The organism is Elusimicrobiota bacterium (assembly GCA_040757695.1).
Lineage (GTDB): Bacteria > Elusimicrobiota > UBA8919 > UBA8919 > UBA8919 > JBFLWK01.
Genome location: JBFLWK010000030.1, coordinates 1 through 24249 on the forward strand (window position 1 = coordinate 1; position 24249 = coordinate 24249).

The window sequence follows — 24249 nt, forward strand, 5'->3', positions numbered from 1 at the left end:
CATCCCAGCATCAGTTAGTTCGTTGCCTTATTAACTGTGGGATTTGGTGTTGGACTGGTCGCTACCCTTTATCCAGTTCGGACTTCCACCGACAAGAATTTAAGGAACTTTCTTGGCACACTCATTTAACTCACCTCCTTTTTTCTAAAAAATATCCTACAGAGATTTTCTGTTCTCTGCCTTTCTATTATATACAACGATTGAACCAGCAAAATTATTTTGTGAATTTTGCCACATCTCAAAGTTTGTAAGCACAAGAAAGAATTACTTTCCAATCCCAGGACTCGTAAAACTGGAAAAGCCCGCCACGGTAATCCTCATCTCCAACCGCAAAAGCAATTCCGAGTTTAAGTTTCAACGCATCTTTTGAGTACTGGCTACCAACAAGCATATCAATTGTTGTACCATTAGAATCTTTCCATTCTGTTTCTTTCCCACCTTCATGTGTGTATTTCAGTTTCCCAAATATCTGTGCCTGCATCTCACCTATCAGCGAAATTGATTTCATTGGGTACTCAACTGCGGCGCTTACAATAATGGGATCTCCAGGGTCATACTCGGTTTTATCTTCATCTTCGTATTTCATTTTCAGCAGATACCCGAGATTACCTGAAATTTTTAACGGCTCTAAATCTTTGGTAGTGATCAGAAGCAATCCAATATTTGTACCCTCACCGAGCATTTTGTCAACATCAGCCGTCGGTAGTTGGACATTTAATCCAACTGCAAAGTTTTCGGAAAGACCTAACTTCCCATTAACCGCTATCTGACCAATCCCAGCACTTGACTCTGATACATTGTATGGATCCGGGTCTGATTCAAACTTCCACGACCTGTATGGCAGAATAGCACCAAGTTGGAATTTTTCACTCGCTCCATACTTTACAGGAATCCCTACCTTAAGCAAACTCATCTTGTAATCAGGACTGTTTGCTTCGTCAAACTTCCATGCATCTACACCATAAGAAACACCAAGCCCAAGTTCACAACTACCTTTTTCAAGGCATTTGGCATCTTCTGTGAGTATCGGCTCGGTGTAACTCAGTGATGATAGAAATACAAACACAAACCATGCTGTCAACAACTTTTTCATCTGCTCCCACCTTCTTTTTTTACCCCCCCCCATTCCAGTCGGCTATGCCGACTATAAATATGTGGCTGATGGAAAAATCATTATTCAGTGTGCACCTGCTACACCAAAACCCTTCTTTAATAGTTCTATGACCTCTTTATGTCGCTCTTCCGCTTTTATATCCAATTTCTCAAATCGTGTATCCATTTTATCAAATAACTCTTTAAGCATTTCTCGGGTTAATTTAGATTCTTCTATTATAAGTTTTTCTGTTCGTTCTGCAACTTCTTTAATAAGTTTTTCTGTTCGTTCTGTTGTTTCTTTAATTACCCTGTTGTTATTCTTGTTATTAATGTACCATACCCAACTTAATAATACCCCAACAATCGCCAACCCGATACCTGTTTCCATATAAACCAACCTCCAAAAACTGCAAGTTAAAGGTTAAAGGTCAAAGGTTAAAATAAAAATTAGACATCTTTTTAACCTTTTATTTAAACCTTTAACCTGTCTTTTTATCCGTTTTAATTATAAATCTTTTTTAGCATTTGTCAAGTACTCGTATAAAATCATATAACAAGTGTAAAAATTTTATAGCCGCATTTTTGGCAATGTCCGTTTTGTAAACCGACAATCTGCGTATTATAGCCCTTGCGTTCAATCAATACCTCTTTACATTGCGGACAGTAGGTTCTGTTGTATTCTAACTCCATTACATTACCAAGATAAACATGTTTTAATTTTTTTAGTGCGATTTTTCTTGCTTTCTCAAGCGTTGGCAGCGGTGTCGGTTTGATTGTCATTTTATAACACGGAAAATATCTTGAAAAATGTAATGGGATTTCTTCGCCTAACGACCATAACCAGTCAACCAAATCAGTAATTTCGTCGTCTTTATCATTCAATCCTGGAATAATAAGATTTGTTATTTCTACATGTTTTTTCTTTTTTACCATTACTTCAACGGTTCGCAATACAGGTGCAAGTTTGCCTGAACAGTATTTTTTGTAAAATTCATCCCGAAACGATTTCACATCTATATTGGCTGCGTCTATGCTCTCAACTATATTGTAAAAAGGTTCCTCGTTGATATAGCCATTTGTAACCAGCACATTTTTTAAGCCGTATTTTTTTGCCTCTGCAGTTGTCTCTTTCAGCCATTCGTAATTTATCAGCGGCTCGTTGTAGGTATATGAAATACCGATTGAACCGTATTGTTTGGCAAGTGCAACTGCATCAGAAGATGTAACATTTTTGAGATATGTTTCATCAAACTCTGCCTGTGAGATTTCGTAATTCTGGCAGAACTGACAGTGAAAATTGCAACCGAGCGTGCCGAGCGATAAAATTTCGCTACCCGGATAAAAGTGATAGAGCGGTTTTTTTTCTATCGGGTCCATAGAAACGGAAGTAAAATTATTATAAGTAAGCGTAAAAAGTTTGCCGTCAATATTTTTTCTTATACGACAACTACCAGTTTTACCATCTGCAATAATACAATAATTCGGACATAGATTGCATTTTATCTGTTTTTTTTCTTGATTATATATCTCAAAATATAATGCGTCTTTCATAATTTTGTCTCTTCCCTTATCCACTTAAGATATTCAGGATTGCCGTCTAATACCGGTAGCATTATTATTTCAGGGACAGAATATGAATGGAGCGATTTTATTTTTTTGATAAGTTTTTTCGCGAGTACGAATCGGGTTTTCATCATCAAAAGTGTTTCCGACGATTTTTCAATTTTGTTCTGCCACCAGTAAATAGATTCTATCTGTTCAACGATATTCACACAGGCAACAAGCCGTTTTTTTACAACTACATCTGCAATTTTTTCTGCTTCTTTTTTATTTGCTGTGGTTACAAAAACGACTGCGTATCTGTTTGATAAACTCATCTCTACACTCCTTACATAACGAAAATTCGTCTAATGTATAAACATCATCTAAAAGTTTTTTTGCCGACTTTTTTGATGCCTGTTTTATAAGTTGCTTGATTTCCTTTTCAATATCTTTGCTTAAATCTAAAATGTCTATATCAAGCCCGTTATATGCATTGTAAGACGCGACTTTTATAATATATCTGCTTTTAATTGTTCGTCTGCATTTCTGACATTCCATATTCGCAATCACTCAACACAGGGCATTTTTTACATTCTGGTATTTTTTTACAAAATTGTTTAGCAATCGTGACTATCAGCGCATGATATTCTTTGTAGATTTCTATATTTTGCGGTAAATTTTTCTGGAAAAATTTTTGAACAATATCGTAATCGTTGCCATCTAAAATCCCTAACCGTTTTACCAATCTTTTTGTATATGCATCAACCACAAAATACGGCTTCTCTAACGCATAAAGCAAAATTGAATCCGCTGTTTCAGGACCTATACCATTTAGAGAAAGAAGCGCTTCTCTTGTAATCTCACGAAACCGAACATTTGTTCGGGAAATATATTTTGCGAAATTTCTAAGCCGAAATGCTTTTTGTTTATAAAAACCTGATGGTTTTATTAGTGTTTGGAGTTTTCTTAAACTTATTTTTGAGATTTTTTCTGTATCAAGTAAATTTGTGTTTCTTAAATTGGAGAGTGCTTTTTCTACATTATTCCACGCAGTATTCTGGGTAAGAATTGCTCCAACCATTATTTCAAACTTTTCATTGTCAGAAAAATGTTTTTTAGCCGGGTTGTAAATACCACCGATAGGCCACCAGCCTTGCGGTCCGAAATGTTTTAGCAACTTTTTGTATATCTGATACAGCAACAGGATTTGTTCCCTTTATAAAAGTTTTAACTGACGAAAATCCGCTTTCTCACCAAGTAAAAGTAACAAAATCGCTTTCTGAACATGTAGCCGGTTTTCTGCTTGGTCAAAAACTACCGAATTTTTGCCATCAATAACTTCATCGGTTATCTCTTCGCCTCTGTGGGCAGGAAGACAGTGCATAACTATACAGTCAGGTTTTGCTCTGGTAAGAAGTTGGGTATTAACTTGATACGGTTTAAAAATCTGTTTCCTTTTTTCTCGTTCTTCGTCTTTACCCATTGACGCCCAGACATCAGTATAAATGATATCAGCGTTTGTTACATTTTCAGTATTGTTTGATAGTTTTATTACTGCATTTGTTCTTTTAGAAATTTCTATCGCCTTTTGAAAAACATTTTTATCCGGCTCATAGCCAGCAGGTGTGATTACTGTGAAATTCATAGAAAGTTCTGCACACAGAAGCATCAAGGAATTAGCAACATTGTTTCCATCACCGATATAAACAAATTTTAGATTTTTTAAGCTTTCAACTCGTCCCTCGTCCCTCGTCCCACGCCCCTTGTTCTCTATAATCGTGAATACATCACCAAGTGCCTGACAGGGATGTTCTAAATCAGTCAGACCGTTTATAACCGGAATAGATGCGTAGTTCGCAAGTTCAGAAACATCATTGTGGGCAAATGTCCTTATCATTATTCCATCAACATATCTTGAAAGTGTTCTTGCAGTATCAGCAATTGTTTCACCTCTTCTTAATTGTAAATCCTGCCCGCTCAAAAACAACGCAGTTCCGCCTAACTGATACATTCCGACTTCAAACGAAACCCGCGTTCTTGTTGACGGTTTAGCAAAAACCATCGCCAAAGTTTTACCTTCAAGTGGCATATATCTTTTATGTTTAGGTCGTTCTTTTAACGCTTTAGTTGTTTCAAATATCTCAAGAATATCCTGTTTTTCCAAATCCAAAATAGAGATTAGATGTTTTGTTTTCATAATATCATATATAATAGCAGATGCAACTAGACTATTATATTAAAAATAATAAAAAATTGCATTTTTGTCAAGTATTTTTTTTACTTCTGCTATTTCTGGCTCAATAAGAATCGGTTCGCCGGCGATTTTCATTGCGGATTCAATATCTTTTAAGCCGTTGCCGGTAAGAAGGCAAACAACGGTTTCATTATCTTTTATCTTATTTTCCTTAACTGCTTTTTTGAAACCGGCAAAACTTGTAGCGGCAGCAGGTTCTGAAAATATTCCTTCGTTTTCTGCGATTTCTTTTATTGATTTTAAGATTTCATCATCAGAAACTTCTATTGCAAAACCCTTGGATTCTAAAACCGCTTTTACCGCGGCGATGCCATCTCTCGGCATATCAACAGAGATTGAGTCCGCAATTGTTGTTGCTTTTACAGGTTCAATTTTTATTTCCGACACTGAAGCCACTCGTTTCACTTGGGCTGAAGTGTCGGCTACCGCCTTTGCTATAGCATTGGATTTTTCTGATTGAACAGCAATAAGTTGTGGAAATTTGTCTATAAACCCGAGACTATGGAAATCTTTGAACCCCTTCCATATACCAGAAATTATATTTCCATCACCGACAGGCACAAAGACTTTGTCAGGAACTTTCCAATGTAATTGCTCACATATTTCAAGTGCAGCGGTTTTTTTACCTTCTCTTGTATAAGGGTTGTAGCCAGTTGAACGACAATACCATCCGAATTGCTCACTTGCTTTAAGTGATAAATCAAAAGCATCATCGTAGGTTCCGTTAACTGCGATTACTTTTGCACCAAATAAAAGAAGTTGTGCAATCTTTGCTTTGGGTGTTGTCTTAGGAACAAAAATTACGCAGGGAAGTTGCAGGTTCGCACATACACAGGCAAGTGCACAACCAGCATTACCAGTAGAAGCGGTTATAAAAATTGGCGGATGGCGGTTAGCAGTTAGCGGTTGGAGTTCCTGCCCTTTTACTACAACTATAGCACTTGCTCTGTCTTTAAATGATGCAGATGGATTCTTTCCATCATCTTTTAGATACAGATTTGGAAACCCATATTTTTGGGAAAGATTTTCTGCATGATAAAGTGGGGTCCAGCCGATATGCAAAGTCGGTAAACGGTAAACGGTAAACGGTAGATGAAAAGGCAATAATTGAAAATATCGCCAGATAGAAAAATTTTCGTCGGCGGTTAAAGTAACACGAGCGAATCTTTTCTTTATCTCGGAATAATTATAGATAACATCTAAATTACCACCACAGGATAAACATACATATTTTACATTTTTTTCTGAATATTCTTTTCCGCATTTAATACATTTCAATCCAACAATATTTTTCATAATTTTTATTACACGGCAACAGCAGTCCGAAAGTCAAATTCTTTTTGTTTTTTAGTTGTTCTAATCGGTAGATATTCCTCTGTTTTATTGATAAAAAAGAGATATTCTATGTTCCTATTATTTTCATCAGAACCATTAATCCATTCTTTCGTCCATACCATGCCCGACATCACATTCTTTTTGTAGTCAATTTCCAATACATCATACTTTAATTTTAATTCATCAAGAATATCAATTATTTCCTCGTAAGTACTTCTTCCTTCATTACTGTATGAGAGAATCACATATTGGGAATGTGTATTTTCTATTAACTTTTTTATCGCTTCAACAACAATGTATTTTCCATTTTCTGTTTTTCTGAATTCTTCAAATACCGATGAACTAATCGTATCGCCGACATCTTCTCTTCTATTTGCAGAGCCAACGAGTTTTGGTTTATCATTTAAGCAAATTGTTTTCCAAATATGATAATAAGAGGCATACCGAACACGGGAAGGCGGCATTTTTTCATTAGCAGAACCGTAAGGCGGGTCATAATATGCTAAATCAACTTTTATATTTTTTATCAACTCAAAAATATCTTCTTGAAAAACTTGATGCTCTTTATCGTCTATAATCAGTTTTGGTATTTCCATTTTCATAACTGAATAAGAACGCGGTGCCCATTGTCGTAAATAAGAAACCTGATGGCCAAGAGTGCTGTCAACCTTATCCATTGCAAGAATTAAACTTGTAAGTAAGACGAATTTTTCAATTTTGTTTTTTGCGATATTATCTATTTCTTCTCGGATAGCATCTAATTTCATCGTGTTATGTAATTGCCAAATTCTCTTTTTTCCATCTTTCTGAATAGAACAACCATTGTTAGTTTTCCCTCCATAATTTTCAGAAAACCATCCATACTTACCTTTTAGATTATTTAGATGTTGAATAATCGGTAAATAATAACTTGCTAGTTTTCTATTAAGTAGATAACATTCAGCAAAGACCTTTGACCAGACAGCTATATCGTTAGCAAAAACCGTATAACCACTTTTTTTCAATGCTTGAGAAATACGAGTTGTACCGGAAAAACCATCCAATACGGTCTTTATTTTTAAGGAACTTATTAACTCTAAAATATGTGAAATGAGCAGTTTTTTTGAACCAGTATATTTTATCGCTTCTGTTTCCATATAATAATTTTTTTGACAGGATTAACAGGATTTTTTGTTTAAGGTTCTAACTTTTCTTTTGTATTGTAAACTTTCTTTACCAAAATTGAGTAATAAACCAACTTCTAATTCTGTAGCAGTCAGATAGTTTACCAATTGAACCTCAAATTTTTTATTTAACTCTTCAACTGCCTTCAATTCCACTATTACCTTATCTTCTACTACTAAATCTGCCTCATATTCACCAACAATTTCTCTATCATAATACACTTTTATTGGTTTTTCACATTCTACTTTTAAACCATTTTTCTTCAGTTCAATAACCATGGCATTTTGATAGACTTTTTCAAGAAATCCAAACCCCAATATTTTATGAACTCTAAATGATGCTTTTAAAATCTCTTTTGTTATCTCTTCATATTGCATAAGTGTTCCTTCCTGTTAATCCTGTAAATCCTGTCAGACTTAAAATAACTTACATTTTTAAATTTTAATAAAAAATCTTCAAAAATAGACATCACTATTTACGGGACAATCCAAGTCCCTGTTTTACCGTCTAATGCTTGTGGAATATGTGCAGGGTCAGTAATTAACGCTTGTTTCCCACCATTTTCTAAAAATCTTACAATTGCTTTGACTTTAGGCAGCATTGAGCCTGGTTTGAAATGTCCTTCTTCAATATATTTTGTTGCCTCAGAAAGTGTCATTTTGTCAAGCGCCTTCTGGTTAGGTTTGCCGAAATTGAGATAGACCTTTTCTACCGCAGTAGAAATCAACAGCAGGTCTGCGGAAAGATTTGTCGCCAGAAGCGAAGACGCTAAATCCTTATCAATAACTGCTGCGGCACCTTTCAAGTTCTCATTCTCATCGCGAATAACAGGAATCCCACCACCACCAACCGCAACAACTACAACACCTGCATCAATAAGTGTTTTTATTGCAGCAAGTTCTATAATCTCTTTTGGTTCTGGCGATGCAACAACGCGTCGCCAACCCCGACCTGCATCCTCCATAATATCCCATTTATCCTTTTCTTGCCGACGATGTGCTTCCTCCTCAGAATAGAATTGCCCTATTGGTTTTGTTGGCTTTTTGAAAGACGGGTCATCTTTGTCAACAAGTACCTGTGTTACAACTGTTGCAATTGATTTATTTATCCCCCTTTTTTTGAACTCGTTTCCAAGTGCCATCTGGAAATTATAACCAATTGCACCCTGTGTATCCGCACCACAGGAATCCAGTGGAACTTCATGTAAAATCCCTCGGGAATATTCCGAGCGTGCAAGTATATAGCCCACCTGTGGACCGTTCCCGTGTGTAATAACAACATCCCAGCCTTTAACAATCATCTCAGCAATATGTTTCATCGTCTCACAGGCTGCGTGATACTGGTCAGCAACCGTCTGATGTTTTTCATCCAAAATTAAAGAATTCCCACCAACCGCAACAATCGCAACTTTCTTTGCCATTTTAACTTCAGTGATTAGCCCCCGACTTAAGTCGGGGGTAAGTGACTAAGTGATTAGGTTTTTGTAAACCACTAACCACTTATCCACATAGCCACTTTTTCTTACTGCCTCCGTTTATTTATATTTTTCTGACATTGTCAACGCCATTATCGCTTTCTGGACATGAAGTCGGTTCTCTGCAACATCATATATTATGGAGCGTTTGCCACTTGCTACCTCATCGGTGACTTCATGCCCTCTGTCTATCGGCATCGGATGAATATAAAGCGCGTTATCGGTAAGTTTCATTTTCGCTGCGTCGCAAATCCAATCGGTATATTTAAGCGCCTTGTCTATTTCTTCCTGCTTATGGAATTCACCGTCGTGATAAGCATTCGGGCTCATCCAGTTACGGGAATAGACGACATGAGCGCCTCTGTATCCTTCTTTCGGGTCGTGGATAATCTCAAACTTCCGATTGTTATCTGCACAATTCTTTTTTGTCGCAGAAATAACATCAGGGTCTAAATCGTAACCTTCTGGTGAGGCAATCGTGACATCCATACCGAATCTTGAATATAAAAGTGCCGCTTCTTGAACAGAGCACCAACTCCTTGCAAGTGCACCGTGCCCCCAGTAAAGAAGCAGTTTTTTTCCTTTCAAGTTTTCACTGAGATGTTTCCGCAATCCCATAACATCGGCAAGACCCTGACAGGGATGATATTTGTCATGCGCCATTGAAATAATCGGAATATCTGCCCATTTGGCATATTCGCAAAGCATATTATCGCCATCGCCATATGCGGCGACCTTATCTTCCAGTATTCTTATCCCTATACCGCAGGCGTATCTTGACATAACCTGTGCAGCGTCTTCAACCGTTTCCCCTGCTGTTTTTTTTGTCTTAAGACGCATTCCGCCCGGTTCAAGATACTGTGCATGGCCTCCGAGTTCAGTAGCAGCACATTCAAATGATTGCCGGGTCCGAACACTCGGGTTGTAAAAGAACATAAAGAATGTTTTATACGCAAGCAGTTTTGTGTACTTGGGCGCATAACGATGTTTCTGCATATCCTCTGCCAGTTCAAGACACTTTGTCAGTTCATCCATTGACCAATCCTCTGTACAAATCAAATCTCTGCCATACAACGAGTTACTTCCTACTGATTTTCTGGGCATAAATTCTCCTTTCTGCCTCGCTTATAGGATACAAGAAATTCTACGCCACTTTAGTGGCGGTTCTAACCGCTAAGTTTCGTAGAAGAATCAAGAAAGTTCAGTGTAATTCTGTGTTCTTCTGTGGCTATAATTTTATTCTACATTATTTTGTTGTTGATGTCAAATAGTTTTTTATCCCGATTGCTGCTTTTTTACCATCAGTGACTGCATGAACTACAGTTAAGCCATCATTTATAATATCGCCACCTGCAAAAATTTTGTTGTCTGATGTTTGGAATGTTTCCAAGCCGTTTCGCACAACACGCACAATCTATTGCAGTATTCCCACCACCAAGTACTGCTACAGAACCAGGTGATACGGTGATAAGGTGATTAGTTAACAGAAGCAAGGAAATCTTGGGCTTGTATTACACCACCCAAATCTTCGCTCGGAATGTTCAGTTTCACAGGAATGATTAATCCTGCAGAAATAAACACAGCATCATAATTTGAAATGAGTTCTTCCGCAGAAATATCTTTGCCAACTGCAGTATTTGTTTTAATTTTTCGGATAAAGTTTACAATATCAATACCTGCGGGACATTTTTTGTTACAAGGCGCATCATGGCAAAAAAGACACCTTGAAGCTTCGGCAACCGCTTGATGTGGTAGTAATGTTTTTTCAACTTCTTCAAAACCTGTTATTCGGTTTTCAGCAGACAACCTTTTAGGTTTTACGCGATTCATTGTAATCTATATTTTTATCGCTGGAATCAAAAATTGTTGGGGGTTTTCAACAATCTTATTATATTTAAAATCTCACTACGAGAGAATATCTGAAAGTGCTGCCCAGGTCGCCATAAGGAACCCATGCGAAATTGAAATTAAAATTTTTATAACCTAAGCCCGCCCCGGTTGTAAACCAGTCAAATCCGTTGCCAGTTTCCTGACCTGTTTTGTAGCCTGCACGGATAGAACCGGATAGGTCAGCAACAATTTTGCTTATGTATTCTGCACCGATGGAAGCGTAGATCTGGTTATCATTCGGCGCGTTGATATCTAACCCAACAGTCAATTTATCAGCAAGAAGCCGATACCCAAACCCGAGTTTGATTTTTGTTGGTAGCGGGTCAGGAACATCAACAAATTTCAGCTTACTACCAAAATTCTGGAGAACCAACCCGGCTGTAAGTTTAGCAATTGGTGTTTTATAAAGTGCTCCTATATCCGAGGCAAACGCAGTAGCAGCTTCGTCATCAATTCCCTGGCTGATAAACTTGATATTAACGCCGGTAGCCAATCCTTCCATCAATTTTTTGCTGTAAGAAATTGTGTAAGCAATATCGGTTGCTCCAAATTCACTTATTGGCTCGGCGGTATCTTCTTCCCTTTTTTCAATATCATCAACATCAAAACCACTCAAAGATAAGCCAAATGTACCGATACTTGTTGGATAAGCAAACGCAATGAACTGATAGTTCATATCCTGGAACCATTTTGAGTACATCGCCTCAAACGCTGGTTTTTCTAAGTTTGCTAACCCTGAAGGATTCCAGTAAATTGTTGAAACATCGTCCGCAATCCCTGAGAATGCTTCACCCATACCAACAGCACGTGCACCCGCACCTACCTTAAGGAACTGAGCGCCACTGGTACCTCGGTCTTTTTGGGAAGCAAACCCGTAGAGGCAGGTGATCAGATGATAAGATGATAAGGTGATAAGTAAAAACCACTGCAAAACGCTAAATACCAAATGCCAAATACTTTTTAACATAACACACCTCCGGTTTATTAGCGAGTAGCGAGTTGTGATTTGTCTGGCGATTGTCGCATCAGTACCTTGGTAGCCGACGCTGAAGCCCCTTGTAGACCACCCTTCATCCCGCCCATCATAGATGGGCGTGGATTCAGGGTGGTCGGGGCTGAAGCGTCGGCTACATCCACTTCCTACTTTACTACTCGCTATTTTATTACTGCCAGTTTAAAGAATTTATGTTTATGCTCACCTACTTCAAGTTTGCCGAGATAGACACCTGATGCGACCTCTTTCTGGTAATCGTTTTCACCATTCCACTCGGTATAATAGTAATATCCGCCTGATTTTATACCTTCTTCAATTTCTCTTATCAATTCACCAACAATGTTGTAAATCGTAATTTTTACATCAACATTACCATAATCTGGCGGTATAGCATATTTTATTACTGTACCTTTTGTGGTTATCTGTTGACTGCTGTGTGTTAGATTTTTTGTTTTTGAAACGAGATTAAACGGGTTCGGGAAGTTATAGACGATTACTTCTGTACCGGTGTAAGTATTGCCTACTATGGTTTGTAGGTTTGATTTAAGTAATACAAATACAGAAGCATGGTTCACAGAAACAGTGATTGTATTAGCGGCGGTATCAACCGTCTTGTTTTTCTTTTCTAACAGATAAACATTGTTTTGTTCGTCGTAATAATAGACATTCAACTCTGTTGGGTCTGAAACTGTTACGGAGGAGTATTGTAATGATAATTTCGCATCTTTTTTCAATACTCTTGAGATACCTGCTGGTAGCATTATTTCATAGAATGACGAAAATGGCGAAATACCGACTGTTTTTAATGTTTCCATGGCTTTGTAAGTATTACCTGAATATGCAGGTGCTCCTCTCGGGATTACAAAACCTGGTGCACCTTTTGTTGGTGATTGTGTTACTTTCAATTCCTCGTAGGTCTCTGCTTTTGTGAACTCTACATAAAGCGTTATTGTTGAACTTGTAACCTCAAACGCACCTGATAGGAATTGTACATTAGAAGCATCACCTTCAAGCGTAATCTTTCCACCTCTTAAATTAGAGATCCGAATCCTGTTTTTAGCACCGATACCGCAATAGTACTCAAATGGTTCATCTATCTCAAACTCAGTCCCTGTTTCCGGATTGATTATCCTTGAATAACCTTTTATTTTGAGCACGAACCTATTTTCAGAACTCGGTGCGGTATAGATACAACTGAGCGCTTTTCTATTCGGTGCAAGGTATCTGTCAGATAACTCACCATTCCCGGAAACAATCGTTATGATTTGCGATAGATCGTTATCAGAAGGCATTGTATTCCTTAACGCGCTTGTCAGTTCAAAATATATAGTAAATTTATTACCAGCCCGTGTTGCACGAGAAAACACAACAGGTTTTACTGGCTTGTATTCCAGGTTATAATTTGTGTTAACATAAGAACTGTATGCAACAGTGAACCCGCAGACAGCAGGCACCAGTTCAAACCCTTCAGGAAGTATAAATAATATATTGTAGGACTTACCTGCCTGGAAACCGCTCAATTCGTATCCTGTGATTTCATTCCCTGTTTTCTTGAGTTGACCAACGAGTATGTCTGCCATATCATCAGTTGCTGCTACAATTATATCAAGTTCGTCCTTAGACGGCCTCTTCCCGTCAGGTTTTTTTATCTCACCTGATATTTTAGCACCAACTTTTAATGTTAATGTCCCGAGGTCTACTTCTTTATCTTCTACAGTTACGGTTTTAGATACCGACGAATATCCGGGTACTACAACAAGCAAGTTATAGGTTCCTTTCGGTAAGGCTTCTATCTTGAAGGAGCCATCAAACTCAACCGCTGCCATAATATCGCCGATAGGGTTTGTTCTCGGGATTGTATTTTCCAGTTGCATAAATACCATAGCACCCATTTCATCTTCTTCAATAGATACAGGCGGTTTCCCGGTATCCTCAGTTATGACCTTACCTTTTACAGAACCGAATGCTTCTTCTAAGATGAAATCAACCGCGGCTGTTTCTTTTATTTTTACCATCGGTCTTACTTTTTCACCGTAGGTAATACCGCCAAAACCAAAGAAATAACCACATTCTCCTATCATTCTCGGGCAGGCAATAATATCATAATATGGTATATCAGGGTCTATTCCTGTGATTGTATATTTACCAGTTGTATCTGTAACCGCTTGAAGTTCACTCTGCCATTCATTTGTTAATGACGGATTAGCAACAACAGGGATATTAGGTAATGGGTTACCATTTTTATCTTTTACAGTTCCTGAGATACTTAAGCCCTGCCTTAGTTCTATTGTCCCTAAATCTGTTGTCTGGGCTTCTTTCACTTTTATTGATGAGATAGTAACTTGTGCATAATTTACCTGACTGCCACCATAAGCACTACCCATTATCCCGAAGCCATACTTGTCTTGCTTTAATATCAAATCATAACTTGTTTCCGGTAGACATTCTATTTTAAACTCTTCTGCGGTGGCTGAAATAGATGAAAGTGAGCTCCACCCACCTTCAACCCAGGGATTCGCACAGGCATCTATTGAGAAATTAGACGGCAACATCTGGGTTGCATTTTGTGGTGTTATAACAGTTCCTGAATCTTTATCTTTAAGTTTGAATTTTATATTCCCACCTTTTTTTAGTCGTAAATCTTTACCGGAAACATTACTACCTTCAACAGTTACATTTACTGATGCTGAGGCATACTGTTTCGGTCGGTAGATCTGTGCAGTACTATCCCAGTAACCCCAATCATTTATTGAAAATGTGTATTCACCGGGTGGCAGGTTCTTTACCTCATAACTTGCAGAGTTGCTATTCAAGAAGTTTACTCTTACGCCGGTTAGATAGTTCCATCCTTTTCTGACTTCTAACCGAAATTCCCTTGTTACTGCTGGCTCACCTTCAGGCAGATAAACACTACCGGAGACTGAATACCCACCTGAAAGTTCTATTTCAATACCTGTAATATCTTTATCTACAACTATTCGTTGCCGTTGTTCATAAATCTCTTTACCATTATCCCAGTTCCCATCCAGTTCTAAAGACGGGAATACAAGGGTATGTACACCGGGTTCTAAACCAGAGAGTGTGAATGTTCCTGAAGGACCGATATTGAACGATTTCCCGCTGCTGCTGCCACCGTCAACTGCTGTACCCTTAATACTACCACCGGAACCCTCAATATAAACCCTTGCAGGGTTGTATGCACTTACAGCAGCTGCTGAAGAAACAATTATAGATAAGTCATCAAACGGTTTTGGAGGCGGATTTTTGGTATCTATTTTTACTTCCCCGGAAACAGAATATGTCTCCCCGGTTAAATCAATACTACCAGCATCTCTTGTTTGACCATTCACCGCCATTACTGATTTACTTTTTTGCATTCCAGAAAGTAAATAAATACCTTCTATGCTGCAATATCCTGAACCAACTGGTGGACTTGTAAAACTACCATCAGGTATAGAAATATCATTTAAACTACATCCAGGAGCATTAAAATTAACTCTCAAATTGGTGTAATCATTTCCAGGAACGATAAATTTTGCAGTAACTCTACCAGAATACCGCCGGAAGATTAAATCGACTGACCCTGTACCATTAGAAACGGTTGCTTTTGTTCCACAGAAACCTAAAGAATTATCTAATTCAAACCCTTGAAGGTACGAAGAAACAAAATATGTACCATCTTCTAACCCACGGATTGTAAAATTTGAATCTGCGGATGTAGGGTGTTGAGCAATCTGAACCTGTGTCCAGCCATAAGAATAACTTTCAGGCGACCAGGCGTTCAGGTATAGAGTATAAGGGGCAGAGAAGCCAAGTGCTGGGTCTGTAGTATCACCTATAACAGTAACTGTTCCTGTAAGTTGACCACCGGTTGTTAAAACAATCTCAGCTGCAGTAACAGTATCATCCGTAGTAAGAATTGTAACTGTTGTAGTCCCTTTTTTATATCCCGGTGCGAATGCTTTTAATGTATAATTCCCGGCTTCTACACCGAAAATGGTATAATTCCCGGTAGTAGCCCCTTGAGGGATATTACAACCACCCCAGGCAGTACCATAACTATAGCCTGAAGGAATCGCTTCAACCGAAACCCAAGTTCCCCAAGTTTCAGCGGATGGCTCACTTAATCTAATAACACCAGTGATAGATTTCTTTCGGACGAAACTTATATCTGTAATTTCTGTTATTTGACCTGCAGAAATAGAAATTCCCTTCTTTTCTATATAACCATAACCCCAGAGGTCTGCTCTTAAATCATATGTTCCGGGTGCAACAAAAATTACTGTCCATTTACCACCGATAGTATCTGTACCATTGTTAATTAAATAATTCTTTGAAATATCTGTTGACCATATACCGTTATCGGAAATACTGACTTCTTCAGCGAAATGTAATGTTCCCCAGTAATAACCAGCTGGACCATAAACATTTATACCACCCCAGTTCTCAGGATCAACCGCAGTAGCAGAAAGAGTACGGGTAGCGTTGATTTTTAATATTCCCGGTTTTTCAAGTTTAACATCTGCAACGGTAGAACCTGCATCTATATTTGATAGATTTTTACTCGGATAGCCGTACTTGTAAAAGTTTAAATTGTATTTACCAGAACGTAATCCTGAAACTTTGTAATACCCGTTTGTATCTGTTTGAGTATATGAACACGAAGGGCCCCAGGCGTTCACCCAAACACCTGAAATACCTACACCACCTTCATCAATAACCCTACCTGAGATTTCTAATGTTTGCACAGTAACAGATAAAGTGTCATCAACAATACCAGCACCTGAAACCTGGATTCTTATTTTATATGTTCCATTCGGTGCTTTTTCATATCTCCAGTAATTCAACTGATGGTCGTAATATGATAACCAGCCTTCCCAGGTAACCTGTCCTGGTAAGGGCACTCCAGAACCATAGTAAGTCCATAAAGGTAACGCAAAATCAGTAGAGGTAGCTATTATTACCTGCCAGGAGAGATTCTCAGGTAGAGTGAAATCAATATATGCGCGGTCGTTGATATTGTCACCATCAGGTGTGATTGTTATCTGTGTTATATTTGCGAAATCGCCAGTATGTATTTTTGCATTACTTATCCCGGTTTCTATAACATTTAGCCATAAAGAATTGATTTTTTCATAATTCAGGTAATAAGAAATTTCTGTGGTTACAGAGCCGGTTTTAGAAGTTTTATAGTAAAATATTGCTTCTGAAGAATCTACGGGAACCACAATAGATGTTACTTCTGACAAAAAATCTGCAGTAGTAGAAAATTTTGCAGTAGTATCAGTTTCATAGTTTCCAGATATACTGTTATAGAACCTACCTGTAAGTGAGACAGTGATTGTTGCAGTTGCTTTGGTTATATTCCAGTAGATATCCCGTACTGTAAGTTTTATTGTAGGTGATGCGGTATCTTTTTTTATTGTAAGCCCATAATTTTCAAAACTTATGTATTCGGGTAGTCCAGGATTTATGTTAACAATTGGTAATGCTGAAATCTCACCTAACTTACTTTCTGAATCAGAACAAGAAAAAATAGGTAGTTTAATATTTTGTTGCGCACAGTATGGAACCTGAAAGTTTTTGTAGTTTATATAAATCTGTTGACCAGGATTTACAGTCCCTGCGGTAACTTCAACAAGGATATTTGAAGTTGAAGTATCAGTCGTTACTGAAAATTCTACTGCCTCTGCATCCGTTGTAACTGTGTTTATAGAAACATAGCCATTGCCTGATTCATCAATAGATTGCAGCGGCCAATCTCCTGGAATAGCAATAAGCACTTGTCCGCCGACTGTAATACTACTCGGCCCAACTGTGAATGTAAATGTTGTCCCGCCGGGTAAACAACTACCTACAGTGAACGCATCCGGCGAAACTGTTAAACTACCTTCACCACTTGCACCATAAAGGCAGGTAGATAGATAGAGAGATAGAGAGATAGAAAGATAGATAATAAATGGAAAGATTGTTAGGTTCCACTTTCCATCTAGCCATCTTTCCATCTTTCTATCTGTCCATTTGCCTTTTACTATCCATCTTTTTAACATACACACCTCCGACTCGCATATGATAATCTGTTTCGCGCCTGTTTCGCGTTTTTGTTCCGCGTCTATTCTGCGTTTTTTTTAGTATTCGTAACTGAAGCCTAAAAGATAATTTGCGGAATCATATATATATGTAAAAAGTTCTTGATAAGCCATATTTGAGCGCTCCCATAGATATGTTGTTTGTGCTTTTAACTTAAACCCCTCAGAAATTGGATAGATAAAAGAAACAGTTCCGAATTGTGTTTCCGACCAGATATTGCACGTTAAATCGTAAGTTCCGTTTTTATCTTGAACAGGTCTGTTTTTATAACCTTTTTTTTCCAATCCATATGAAACCGTTATCGCATATGGCTTTTTACCTAATAAAAAAGTGACTGCTGGTGCAAAATAATTGCTTTGGTAATCATAATAATCTTCAACAAAAGTTGTTTTTCGGGCATCGTAATGGTTCTGGTTTGAATCATTTGTGGTGAAAATATCGTCATAAGATGCTATTATTTTGAAGGTATCTTTTTTTATAACAGGTGCCAGGATAGAGAGAGTCCCAAGATACATTATATCTTCTCTTTTTTCGGTTGATAAAAGCCCGGATTGAAGAACAATCGTTTGGTCAGTGTAGTTTCTCAGCGTGTAAATGTAACCGAGGTCAAGTTTTATATCAAGTGGCAGTTTCGTGGTACTACCGAAAGTTCCTGAGAGATTATTTGAGTTAAGTACTTTATCGCCAACAAGTTCTCTTCTTAAATCCGCTGTCTGCTGTGATTCCAATGAGTTATAATTCGGGAATATAAGCGTGTAGTAGTCACCACCAAGCCGTATAGAATAATTTTTAAGAAATGACAATTCCGCCTCAAACCCGTTTGAGAGTTTGTTATAATCAAAAAGCCCGGTACCAAATTTTTCGTCTCTTGTTTCACGTCGGTATTGAAGTTTGTAACTTGACAAAATTTTTGTTTTAATGAATCCCAGCGGTTTATAGATAAACCTTGTAGAAACAGTATTATCAAGCACATCCTGAAAAAGTGTTCCACCGCCCGCGAGGTCTTCCGTCTGTTTTGTTGCTTTGTAGGAAGAGGTAAAACCAGGAAGTATAGACAATTTATCGCTGAATTTTACAGCCGGGGTTATATTAAAAAACAGATTACCTGACAGATTACTCATCTCACTGTTATAAAAATACTGACCACTTAAAAGCTGAAAATCACATACAGGAATGACCTCAATAGCAGAAAGTAGAGAGTAGGAAGTAGTGAGTAGAAAAACCAAAACCCATATTTTTTTAATTTCTTTCATTTGGGAATACGCTCCTTTTATTTCTACCACACTTCAGTGTGGGTTTCATCTGGTTTAAACCGCCCGCCCTTTTTTCTACGACGCTTTAGCGTCAGTTTAAACGGACTTAACCGAAACTAAAGTTTCGTAGAAAAGTTTGGTAATGTTATCTTATGAGTCCGGATTTGATAAATATTTTTGGTTCAACCACCAGATCAATTTTTCTTTCTCCAAATTCTGTCGCGGTTAAAACCTGCTGGTAGTTCCATTTCAGAAGTTCTTTTTTGTAATCAGTCCCCGTAGTTATATTATTAAAATCTGAAAAATTTGCTATCTTGCCATCATCTGAAATTATGTAACTATCATACTGTTCAAAAGTATCGTCAAGATATGTGATTCTTATCCTGTTATGAAAAATATCACCATCAGGATATGAGGAGTCCGTTTTCGCCACGCCCCATTCACCGTAAACCGTTTTACCGGTTGGATCTTTCGCAGGATAAATCCAATTCCCGTCCAGATCTGCGACGAGAACATTTTTTGTTGTATCAGTTCGTAGATAAAACTGTTTCTTTATATCATTTATCGTATGCTCGTAGGTATTAAATCTTGTCTTCCAGAATGTCTGTCCTGCAGAGAAAGTTTCAAATTTATCATTCTCAGTGTTGTAGGTAGCTAAATCCAAAGCAGTTGTTTTCGTTGTATCAAATGTATCTGAAACAGGCTCGTAAGCACCGTTAGTTGTATCCGCAGCATTCACCGTTTTTGTATTTGTAGCAGAAACACTATCAGTAAGCGTGAATGTACCGTCTATGTTGTATGTAATTTTTACAAGATGGCCACCGGTAGCAGTATCTTTGGCTGAGTCCTGAGTGTTGGAAAATACTTTTTCATATTCGGTGAGATAATAATCCGGGGCAGTATCGCCGAGTTTACCGTTCATATCTTTTAATGCAACACTTAAGTCGTCTGGTAAATCTTTGTTGAATTCCCCTTTGTAATAAAAATAATCAAACCTATCCTCACGATCGTTTAATACCACAAGTTTGAACTGGTCTTTCGCAGGCCGCATAATGTATTCCTCAAGACGAATTCGTTTACCATAAACATCAATAAGCGTTTTACCTTCTTGATATTCCGCAAGTCGGAGTTCTTCCGCTGCAGCTGATTGAACCTGCTCTTTTGTCATCAGGAGCCCAACCTCTTTTTTTATTTCGGATTTATCAATTTTTACTTTTTCAGCAGGTGCTTCTCTTATTATACTTTCAGGCCGAGAAGGTGCTTGATTCAGCAGCACCTCTGTCTTCTGGTTCCCATAGATAGCAACCTCGTCACCAATCCCCTGAATATTTCTTGCACCAACAAGCCCTTCATAGACCTCAATCACAGTCTTTCCATCAGCAAAAACTTCAACCATAAACTCCGTTCCTCTTACCGCACAGATCGCTGTTGGTGTTTTTATCTCAAATTTCTGTTTCGCTTTAAGTTCTTTAACAACCGCACGAAGTTTACCTACCAAGATTTCTACCAACGAAGTCTCTTCTGTAAGTTCTGAGATTGTTATTTCTGTTTTTTCAGAAACAGTAACCTTGTGGTCATTTATCATAATCACGGAATTTGATTCTGCTGCTGTTTTTATTACATCATTTATGTTTAACTGCTGCCCGACGAGTGCAGCGATAGTGTTAACAGTTACATCGCCAGAAATAGAATCAATTTTTGCCTCTGCATAAAGACCGCTGATGTCCGCTGATAAAAACAATACACTAATTAACACTGATAAAATCTTTTTCATACACGCCCCCATTGTAGTAGTTCATGAACCCTGCATCTGTGCACAGGTGCAGGGTGAATTGCCACTACGGTTTTTAACCTAATTTCTTGGCACACCCGATACTGCTAAATATTTGATTCTTTCTCTACGATACCTAATGTCTCGTCCAAAACTGTGACGATAAAATCCGCATCGTTTTTATCTATACAGAACGGTGGTTTTATTCTTATAACATTACCAGCCATCGCACCTTTCCCGATAAAAAGCCCACGGTCTTTACATAAATCCATCAGCATTAGCATCTCTTTTGCAGCAGGCTCTTTTGTAATTCTATCCTTCACAAGTTCAATCCCGAGCATCAAGCCCATACCACGAACTTCGCCGATAATTTTGTGTTTTTCTTGTAATCCTAAAAATTTTTCTTTCAGATAATCACCAATAACCTTCGTATTTTTTCTGTAATCCCGTTTTTCTATTGTCTCAATCACAAGCCGTGCCTGAGTGGTTGAAACAGGGTTCCCGCCATATGTTGAGAAATGTATAAGCCCGCGATGGCATTCTGCAATTTCTGCGGTTGTGATTATTCCACCAATAGGAATACCGTTGCCCATACCCTTTGCCATAGTGATTATATCAGGCACAACATCCCAGTGCTCAATCCCGAACCATTTCTCGCCAGTTCTGCCGAAACCTGTTTGGACTTCGTCAATAATTAAAAGCCCGCCGTATTTATGGACGATATCCGCGACAATTTTGAAGTATTCTTTCGGCGGATGAATCACACCACCAAACCCAGCAAGTGGTTCTGCGATAAGTCCTGCAATTCTGCCTGAAGTAGAATACTTAATAATTTCTTCAACTTCAAATGCACATCTCATATCACACGCAGGATAAGTTAAACCCATCGGACAACGATAACAATATGCAGCGGGCGCATGCTGGACACCAAAAACATATGGCACAGAATGCCGCCATAGTGATTGACCGGAAAGCGTCATTGACATAAGCGTTCTACCGTGGAATGCATGTCGGAGTGCGATAAATTCGTGTCGTTTTGTATAATTCTTTGTAACAACAGCAGCCATTTCAGTCGCTTCTGTTCCAGAGTTAGTAAAAAACGATTTCTGCAAATTCCCGGGTGTGATTTCAGCCAGTTTCTCTGCCAGTTTTACCAATGATTCTGTATAATACAGTGTTGTACAATGTTGCAAAGTAGCATTCTGTTTTTGCACTTCAGGCACTATATCCGGATGGCAGTGCCCGACGGAAATTGTTACAACTGCTGAAAACGCATCCAGATACTTTTTGCCTTTATCGTCATAAAGATACTGCATTTCGCCTTTAACGATATTTACCGGCTCCTTAAAATAAGTCAGATACGCCGGCATCAAATACTTTTCTCGTTTCTCTTGAATCTCTGAAACTTCCAATTTTTTTTCTGCCATTTTAACTTCAGTGATTAAGTGATTAAGTGACTAAGTGATTAGGTTTTTGCAAACCACTAACCACTTAGCCACATAGCCACCTTTTCTTACTGCCTCCTTTGTTTAAGGTATAAACGGGATTTCGATACCTATTTCAATAACTTTAGCAAGCGAATTTATTATCACAAGCAGCAGTGCTATCAGAAGAATAATTCTACCAATAAAAGCGCCTGTGTTCTTTTTTATCTTGAATTCCCTTACCGCAGTTACCAAATCCATCGCCAACAGTATCGCCAGCAGTATCACCACCAACCAGTACCCAACCATCGCACCTCCTCGTGTTCAAATTTTGCCACCGGGATTTCTTCTTAAGAATTTCCCGCGGCCAACCTTACCGATAAATTTGCCGTCTTCTGCAATAACTTCTCCACGCGAGATTGTTATCTTTGGATAACCTGTAAGTTTCATTCCCTGAAACGGAGACCAGTCGCATTTTGTTGACAAATTTTTGTAATCAATTGTAACCTTTTTATTCGGGTCAAAAATTACAATATCAGCATCGCTTCCGACTTTTATTGTTCCTTTTTGAGGATAAAGCCCGAACAGTTTTGCCGGATTTGTGCTTGTCAGTGCCACAAATTTATTCAGTGATAATTTATTTTTACCAACCAGAAATGTGAACATTGTCGGAACCATTGTTTCAACACCCGGAAGCCCGTAAGGAATTTTTGTAAAGTCACCATTCCACATATTTTTTTGCTGGGTATTAAATGTGCAGGTATCCGTTGAAATAATATCGGTTGTTCCTGATTTTACTGCCCTGAGAAGTCCCTGGGCATCATGTTTCTTTTTCATCTGCGGACAACAGGCATAGTAATGTCCGTTCTCTTTTTTATAAACATCGTCTGTCAAAAGTAGATACTGGGGACAGGTCTCATGCCAGATTTTTACGCCTTCTTTTTTTGCTTTTGCAATAATCTCTGCACTCTCGGAGGTTGATGTGTGAACAATGTAGACCCGGCCGCCGGTAACCTTCGCCCACATCGCAGCGCGTTGAACCGCTTCATACTCGGTATAGCAAGGACGGGATAATGTATGACAGTAGGCACCGTATTTTTTCATCAGCTCGTCGGTATGGTATCGTTCAATCAGTAAATCAAGTATAACCGCACTTTCTGCATGAAGCATAATTATTGAACCGGTTTTTGTCGTTTCTTCAAGTGCTGAAAACAAAATCCCATCATCTGCCATCCAACCCTGAGACCTGTATATCATAAACATCTTGAAAGACGGAATACCGCCATTTATTGTTAAATCATTCATTTCTTGTTTTGTCTGCTCGTTCCAATCGGTAATTCCACCGTGTAGCGAATAGTCAATACAGGTTTTCCCGTCGGCATCTTTAAGCCGCAAATCAACCGCTTCTTTTAATGATTTCCCTTTCTGCTGAATAGCATAATCAATGATTGTTGTCACACCACCGCAGGCGGCAGCAGCGGTTGCGGTATCCCAGTTTTCAGAATATGTCCCGCAGAAAAATAGATTGAAATGGACATGCATATCTATTCCGCCCGGAAATACGAGTTTATTTTTTGCATCAACAACTCGTGGCTCGTGGCTCGTGGCTCGTGGCTCGTTGATTTTACCTATTTTTACAATCTTCCCGTTCTCAATACCAACATCCGCAACAACTGTCTTTTCCGCTGTCACAACCTTACCATTTTTAATAACCAAATCCATAATCGCCTTGTATTATGAAGTTAGGGTGTTGAAATGAGTAAGAAAGTCATCATCATCACAGTTTTTCTTTTTTGCTACTTTTTTCTTTTTGTTAATACTGTGAATTGTGTTAATAACCCCGAACTTCAAGATACACCTCCATTTTTTGAACGCTTGGGCTGGGGAAATAAAAACCACATAAGGCCTGTCCCGATTTCCGTCGGGACGCGAAGGAGATTGTTTTATTTTCTCCAGCCATTCG

The 24249-nt window shown here is 38.3% G+C and carries 21 protein-coding genes; all 21 read right to left on the bottom strand.

Annotated features, from left to right (window positions below; all coding sequences use genetic code 11):
- Positions 1 to 238: 238 nt before the first annotated feature.
- Positions 239 to 1093 (bottom strand): transporter, encoded by an 855-nt coding sequence (locus tag AB1349_06825; protein MEW6557050.1) that lies wholly within the window; start codon positions 1091 to 1093, stop codon positions 239 to 241.
- Positions 1094 to 1177: 84 nt separating this feature from the next.
- Positions 1178 to 1483 carry a hypothetical protein gene (locus tag AB1349_06830; protein ID MEW6557051.1) on the bottom strand — a complete coding sequence of 102 codons (306 nt, stop codon included), beginning with the start codon at positions 1481 to 1483 and terminating at the stop codon, positions 1178 to 1180.
- A 158-nt stretch (positions 1484 to 1641) separates the two neighbouring features.
- Positions 1642 to 2646 carry an AmmeMemoRadiSam system radical SAM enzyme gene (amrS, locus tag AB1349_06835; protein MEW6557052.1) on the bottom strand — a complete coding sequence of 335 codons (1005 nt, stop codon included), beginning with the start codon at positions 2644 to 2646 and terminating at the stop codon, positions 1642 to 1644.
- Positions 2643 to 2972: a divalent-cation tolerance protein CutA gene (gene cutA, locus AB1349_06840; GenBank protein MEW6557053.1), complete on the bottom strand. Its 330-nt coding sequence runs from the start codon at positions 2970 to 2972 to the stop codon at positions 2643 to 2645. Before cutA ends, amrS begins: the two co-directional genes overlap by 4 nt.
- On the bottom strand, positions 2923 to 3195 hold the full coding sequence (locus AB1349_06845; protein MEW6557054.1) for a hypothetical protein: 273 nt from the start codon (positions 3193 to 3195) through the stop codon (positions 2923 to 2925). Before AB1349_06845 ends, cutA begins: the two co-directional genes overlap by 50 nt.
- Positions 3164 to 3838, bottom strand: a complete 675-nt coding sequence (locus tag AB1349_06850) for an endonuclease III domain-containing protein (protein MEW6557055.1) — start codon at positions 3836 to 3838, stop codon at positions 3164 to 3166. The genes AB1349_06845 and AB1349_06850 overlap by 32 nt, the downstream gene beginning before the upstream one ends.
- Positions 3839 to 3853: 15 nt before the next feature.
- On the bottom strand, positions 3854 to 4834 hold the full coding sequence (gene argF, locus AB1349_06855; protein ID MEW6557056.1) for an ornithine carbamoyltransferase: 981 nt from the start codon (positions 4832 to 4834) through the stop codon (positions 3854 to 3856).
- A gap of 39 nt (positions 4835 to 4873) precedes the next feature.
- Positions 4874 to 6187: a threonine synthase gene (gene thrC, locus AB1349_06860; GenBank protein ID MEW6557057.1), complete on the bottom strand. Its 1314-nt coding sequence runs from the start codon at positions 6185 to 6187 to the stop codon at positions 4874 to 4876.
- Positions 6188 to 6195: 8 nt separating this feature from the next.
- Positions 6196 to 7362: a DNA adenine methylase gene (locus AB1349_06865; GenBank protein MEW6557058.1), complete on the bottom strand. Its 1167-nt coding sequence runs from the start codon at positions 7360 to 7362 to the stop codon at positions 6196 to 6198.
- A 21-nt stretch (positions 7363 to 7383) separates the two neighbouring features.
- Complete coding sequence (locus tag AB1349_06870) at positions 7384 to 7767, bottom strand: GxxExxY protein (GenBank protein ID MEW6557059.1); 384 nt, start codon at positions 7765 to 7767, stop codon at positions 7384 to 7386.
- A gap of 98 nt (positions 7768 to 7865) precedes the next feature.
- Positions 7866 to 8810, bottom strand: a complete 945-nt coding sequence (arcC, locus tag AB1349_06875; GenBank protein MEW6557060.1) for a carbamate kinase — start codon at positions 8808 to 8810, stop codon at positions 7866 to 7868.
- A 114-nt stretch (positions 8811 to 8924) separates the two neighbouring features.
- Entirely contained in the window at positions 8925 to 9968 is a 1044-nt protein-coding gene (locus tag AB1349_06880) for an ornithine carbamoyltransferase (protein ID MEW6557061.1), read from the bottom strand.
- 142 nt (positions 9969 to 10110) lie between these two features.
- Positions 10111 to 10275: a hypothetical protein gene (locus AB1349_06885; protein ID MEW6557062.1), complete on the bottom strand. Its 165-nt coding sequence runs from the start codon at positions 10273 to 10275 to the stop codon at positions 10111 to 10113.
- Between the two features lie 65 nt (positions 10276 to 10340).
- On the bottom strand, positions 10341 to 10694 hold the full coding sequence (locus AB1349_06890; GenBank protein ID MEW6557063.1) for a hypothetical protein: 354 nt from the start codon (positions 10692 to 10694) through the stop codon (positions 10341 to 10343).
- Between the two features lie 64 nt (positions 10695 to 10758).
- On the bottom strand, positions 10759 to 11721 hold the full coding sequence (locus AB1349_06895) for a PorV/PorQ family protein (protein ID MEW6557064.1): 963 nt from the start codon (positions 11719 to 11721) through the stop codon (positions 10759 to 10761).
- Between the two features lie 188 nt (positions 11722 to 11909).
- On the bottom strand, positions 11910 to 17798 hold the full coding sequence (locus AB1349_06900) for a carboxypeptidase regulatory-like domain-containing protein (protein MEW6557065.1): 5889 nt from the start codon (positions 17796 to 17798) through the stop codon (positions 11910 to 11912).
- A 78-nt stretch (positions 17799 to 17876) separates the two neighbouring features.
- Positions 17877 to 19091 carry a hypothetical protein gene (locus AB1349_06905; GenBank protein ID MEW6557066.1) on the bottom strand — a complete coding sequence of 405 codons (1215 nt, stop codon included), beginning with the start codon at positions 19089 to 19091 and terminating at the stop codon, positions 17877 to 17879.
- A 145-nt stretch (positions 19092 to 19236) separates the two neighbouring features.
- Positions 19237 to 20865, bottom strand: coding sequence for a FecR family protein (locus AB1349_06910; GenBank protein MEW6557067.1), 1629 nt, complete (start codon positions 20863 to 20865; stop codon positions 19237 to 19239).
- Positions 20866 to 20969: 104 nt separating this feature from the next.
- The gene (locus AB1349_06915; protein ID MEW6557068.1) at positions 20970 to 22289 is read right to left on the bottom strand and encodes an aspartate aminotransferase family protein; all 1320 of its coding nucleotides are present in this window, start codon (positions 22287 to 22289) and stop codon (positions 20970 to 20972) included.
- A 102-nt stretch (positions 22290 to 22391) separates the two neighbouring features.
- Positions 22392 to 22595, bottom strand: coding sequence for a hypothetical protein (locus tag AB1349_06920; GenBank protein MEW6557069.1), 204 nt, complete (start codon positions 22593 to 22595; stop codon positions 22392 to 22394).
- Positions 22596 to 22610: 15 nt separating this feature from the next.
- Entirely contained in the window at positions 22611 to 24008 is a 1398-nt protein-coding gene (gene hydA, locus AB1349_06925; protein ID MEW6557070.1) for a dihydropyrimidinase, read from the bottom strand.
- Between the last annotated feature and the right edge of the window lie 241 nt (positions 24009 to 24249).

Excerpts from the sequence above, each read along its gene's own strand:
- AB1349_06900 (MEW6557065.1), bottom strand. The coding sequence starts at position 17,798 with ATGTTAAAAAGATGGATAGTAAAAGGCAAATGGACAGATAGAAAGATG.
- amrS (MEW6557052.1), bottom strand. The coding sequence starts at position 2,646 with ATGAAAGACGCATTATATTTTGAGATATATAATCAAGAAAAAAAACAG.
- AB1349_06910 (MEW6557067.1), bottom strand. The coding sequence starts at position 20,865 with ATGAAAAAGATTTTATCAGTGTTAATTAGTGTATTGTTTTTATCAGCG.
- argF (MEW6557056.1), bottom strand. The coding sequence starts at position 4,834 with ATGAAAACAAAACATCTAATCTCTATTTTGGATTTGGAAAAACAGGAT.
- hydA (MEW6557070.1), bottom strand. The coding sequence starts at position 24,008 with ATGGATTTGGTTATTAAAAATGGTAAGGTTGTGACAGCGGAAAAGACA.
- AB1349_06830 (MEW6557051.1), bottom strand. The coding sequence starts at position 1,483 with ATGGAAACAGGTATCGGGTTGGCGATTGTTGGGGTATTATTAAGTTGG.
- AB1349_06870 (MEW6557059.1), bottom strand. The coding sequence starts at position 7,767 with ATGCAATATGAAGAGATAACAAAAGAGATTTTAAAAGCATCATTTAGA.
- AB1349_06845 (MEW6557054.1), bottom strand. The coding sequence starts at position 3,195 with ATGGAATGTCAGAAATGCAGACGAACAATTAAAAGCAGATATATTATA.
- AB1349_06895 (MEW6557064.1), bottom strand. The coding sequence starts at position 11,721 with ATGTTAAAAAGTATTTGGCATTTGGTATTTAGCGTTTTGCAGTGGTTT.
- arcC (MEW6557060.1), bottom strand. The coding sequence starts at position 8,810 with ATGGCAAAGAAAGTTGCGATTGTTGCGGTTGGTGGGAATTCTTTAATT.
- AB1349_06905 (MEW6557066.1), bottom strand. The coding sequence starts at position 19,091 with ATGAAAGAAATTAAAAAAATATGGGTTTTGGTTTTTCTACTCACTACT.
- AB1349_06890 (MEW6557063.1), bottom strand. The coding sequence starts at position 10,694 with ATGAATCGCGTAAAACCTAAAAGGTTGTCTGCTGAAAACCGAATAACA.
- AB1349_06865 (MEW6557058.1), bottom strand. The coding sequence starts at position 7,362 with ATGGAAACAGAAGCGATAAAATATACTGGTTCAAAAAAACTGCTCATT.
- AB1349_06825 (MEW6557050.1), bottom strand. The coding sequence starts at position 1,093 with ATGAAAAAGTTGTTGACAGCATGGTTTGTGTTTGTATTTCTATCATCA.
- thrC (MEW6557057.1), bottom strand. The coding sequence starts at position 6,187 with ATGAAAAATATTGTTGGATTGAAATGTATTAAATGCGGAAAAGAATAT.
- AB1349_06920 (MEW6557069.1), bottom strand. The coding sequence starts at position 22,595 with ATGGTTGGGTACTGGTTGGTGGTGATACTGCTGGCGATACTGTTGGCG.
- AB1349_06880 (MEW6557061.1), bottom strand. The coding sequence starts at position 9,968 with ATGCCCAGAAAATCAGTAGGAAGTAACTCGTTGTATGGCAGAGATTTG.
- AB1349_06915 (MEW6557068.1), bottom strand. The coding sequence starts at position 22,289 with ATGGCAGAAAAAAAATTGGAAGTTTCAGAGATTCAAGAGAAACGAGAA.
- cutA (MEW6557053.1), bottom strand. The coding sequence starts at position 2,972 with ATGAGTTTATCAAACAGATACGCAGTCGTTTTTGTAACCACAGCAAAT.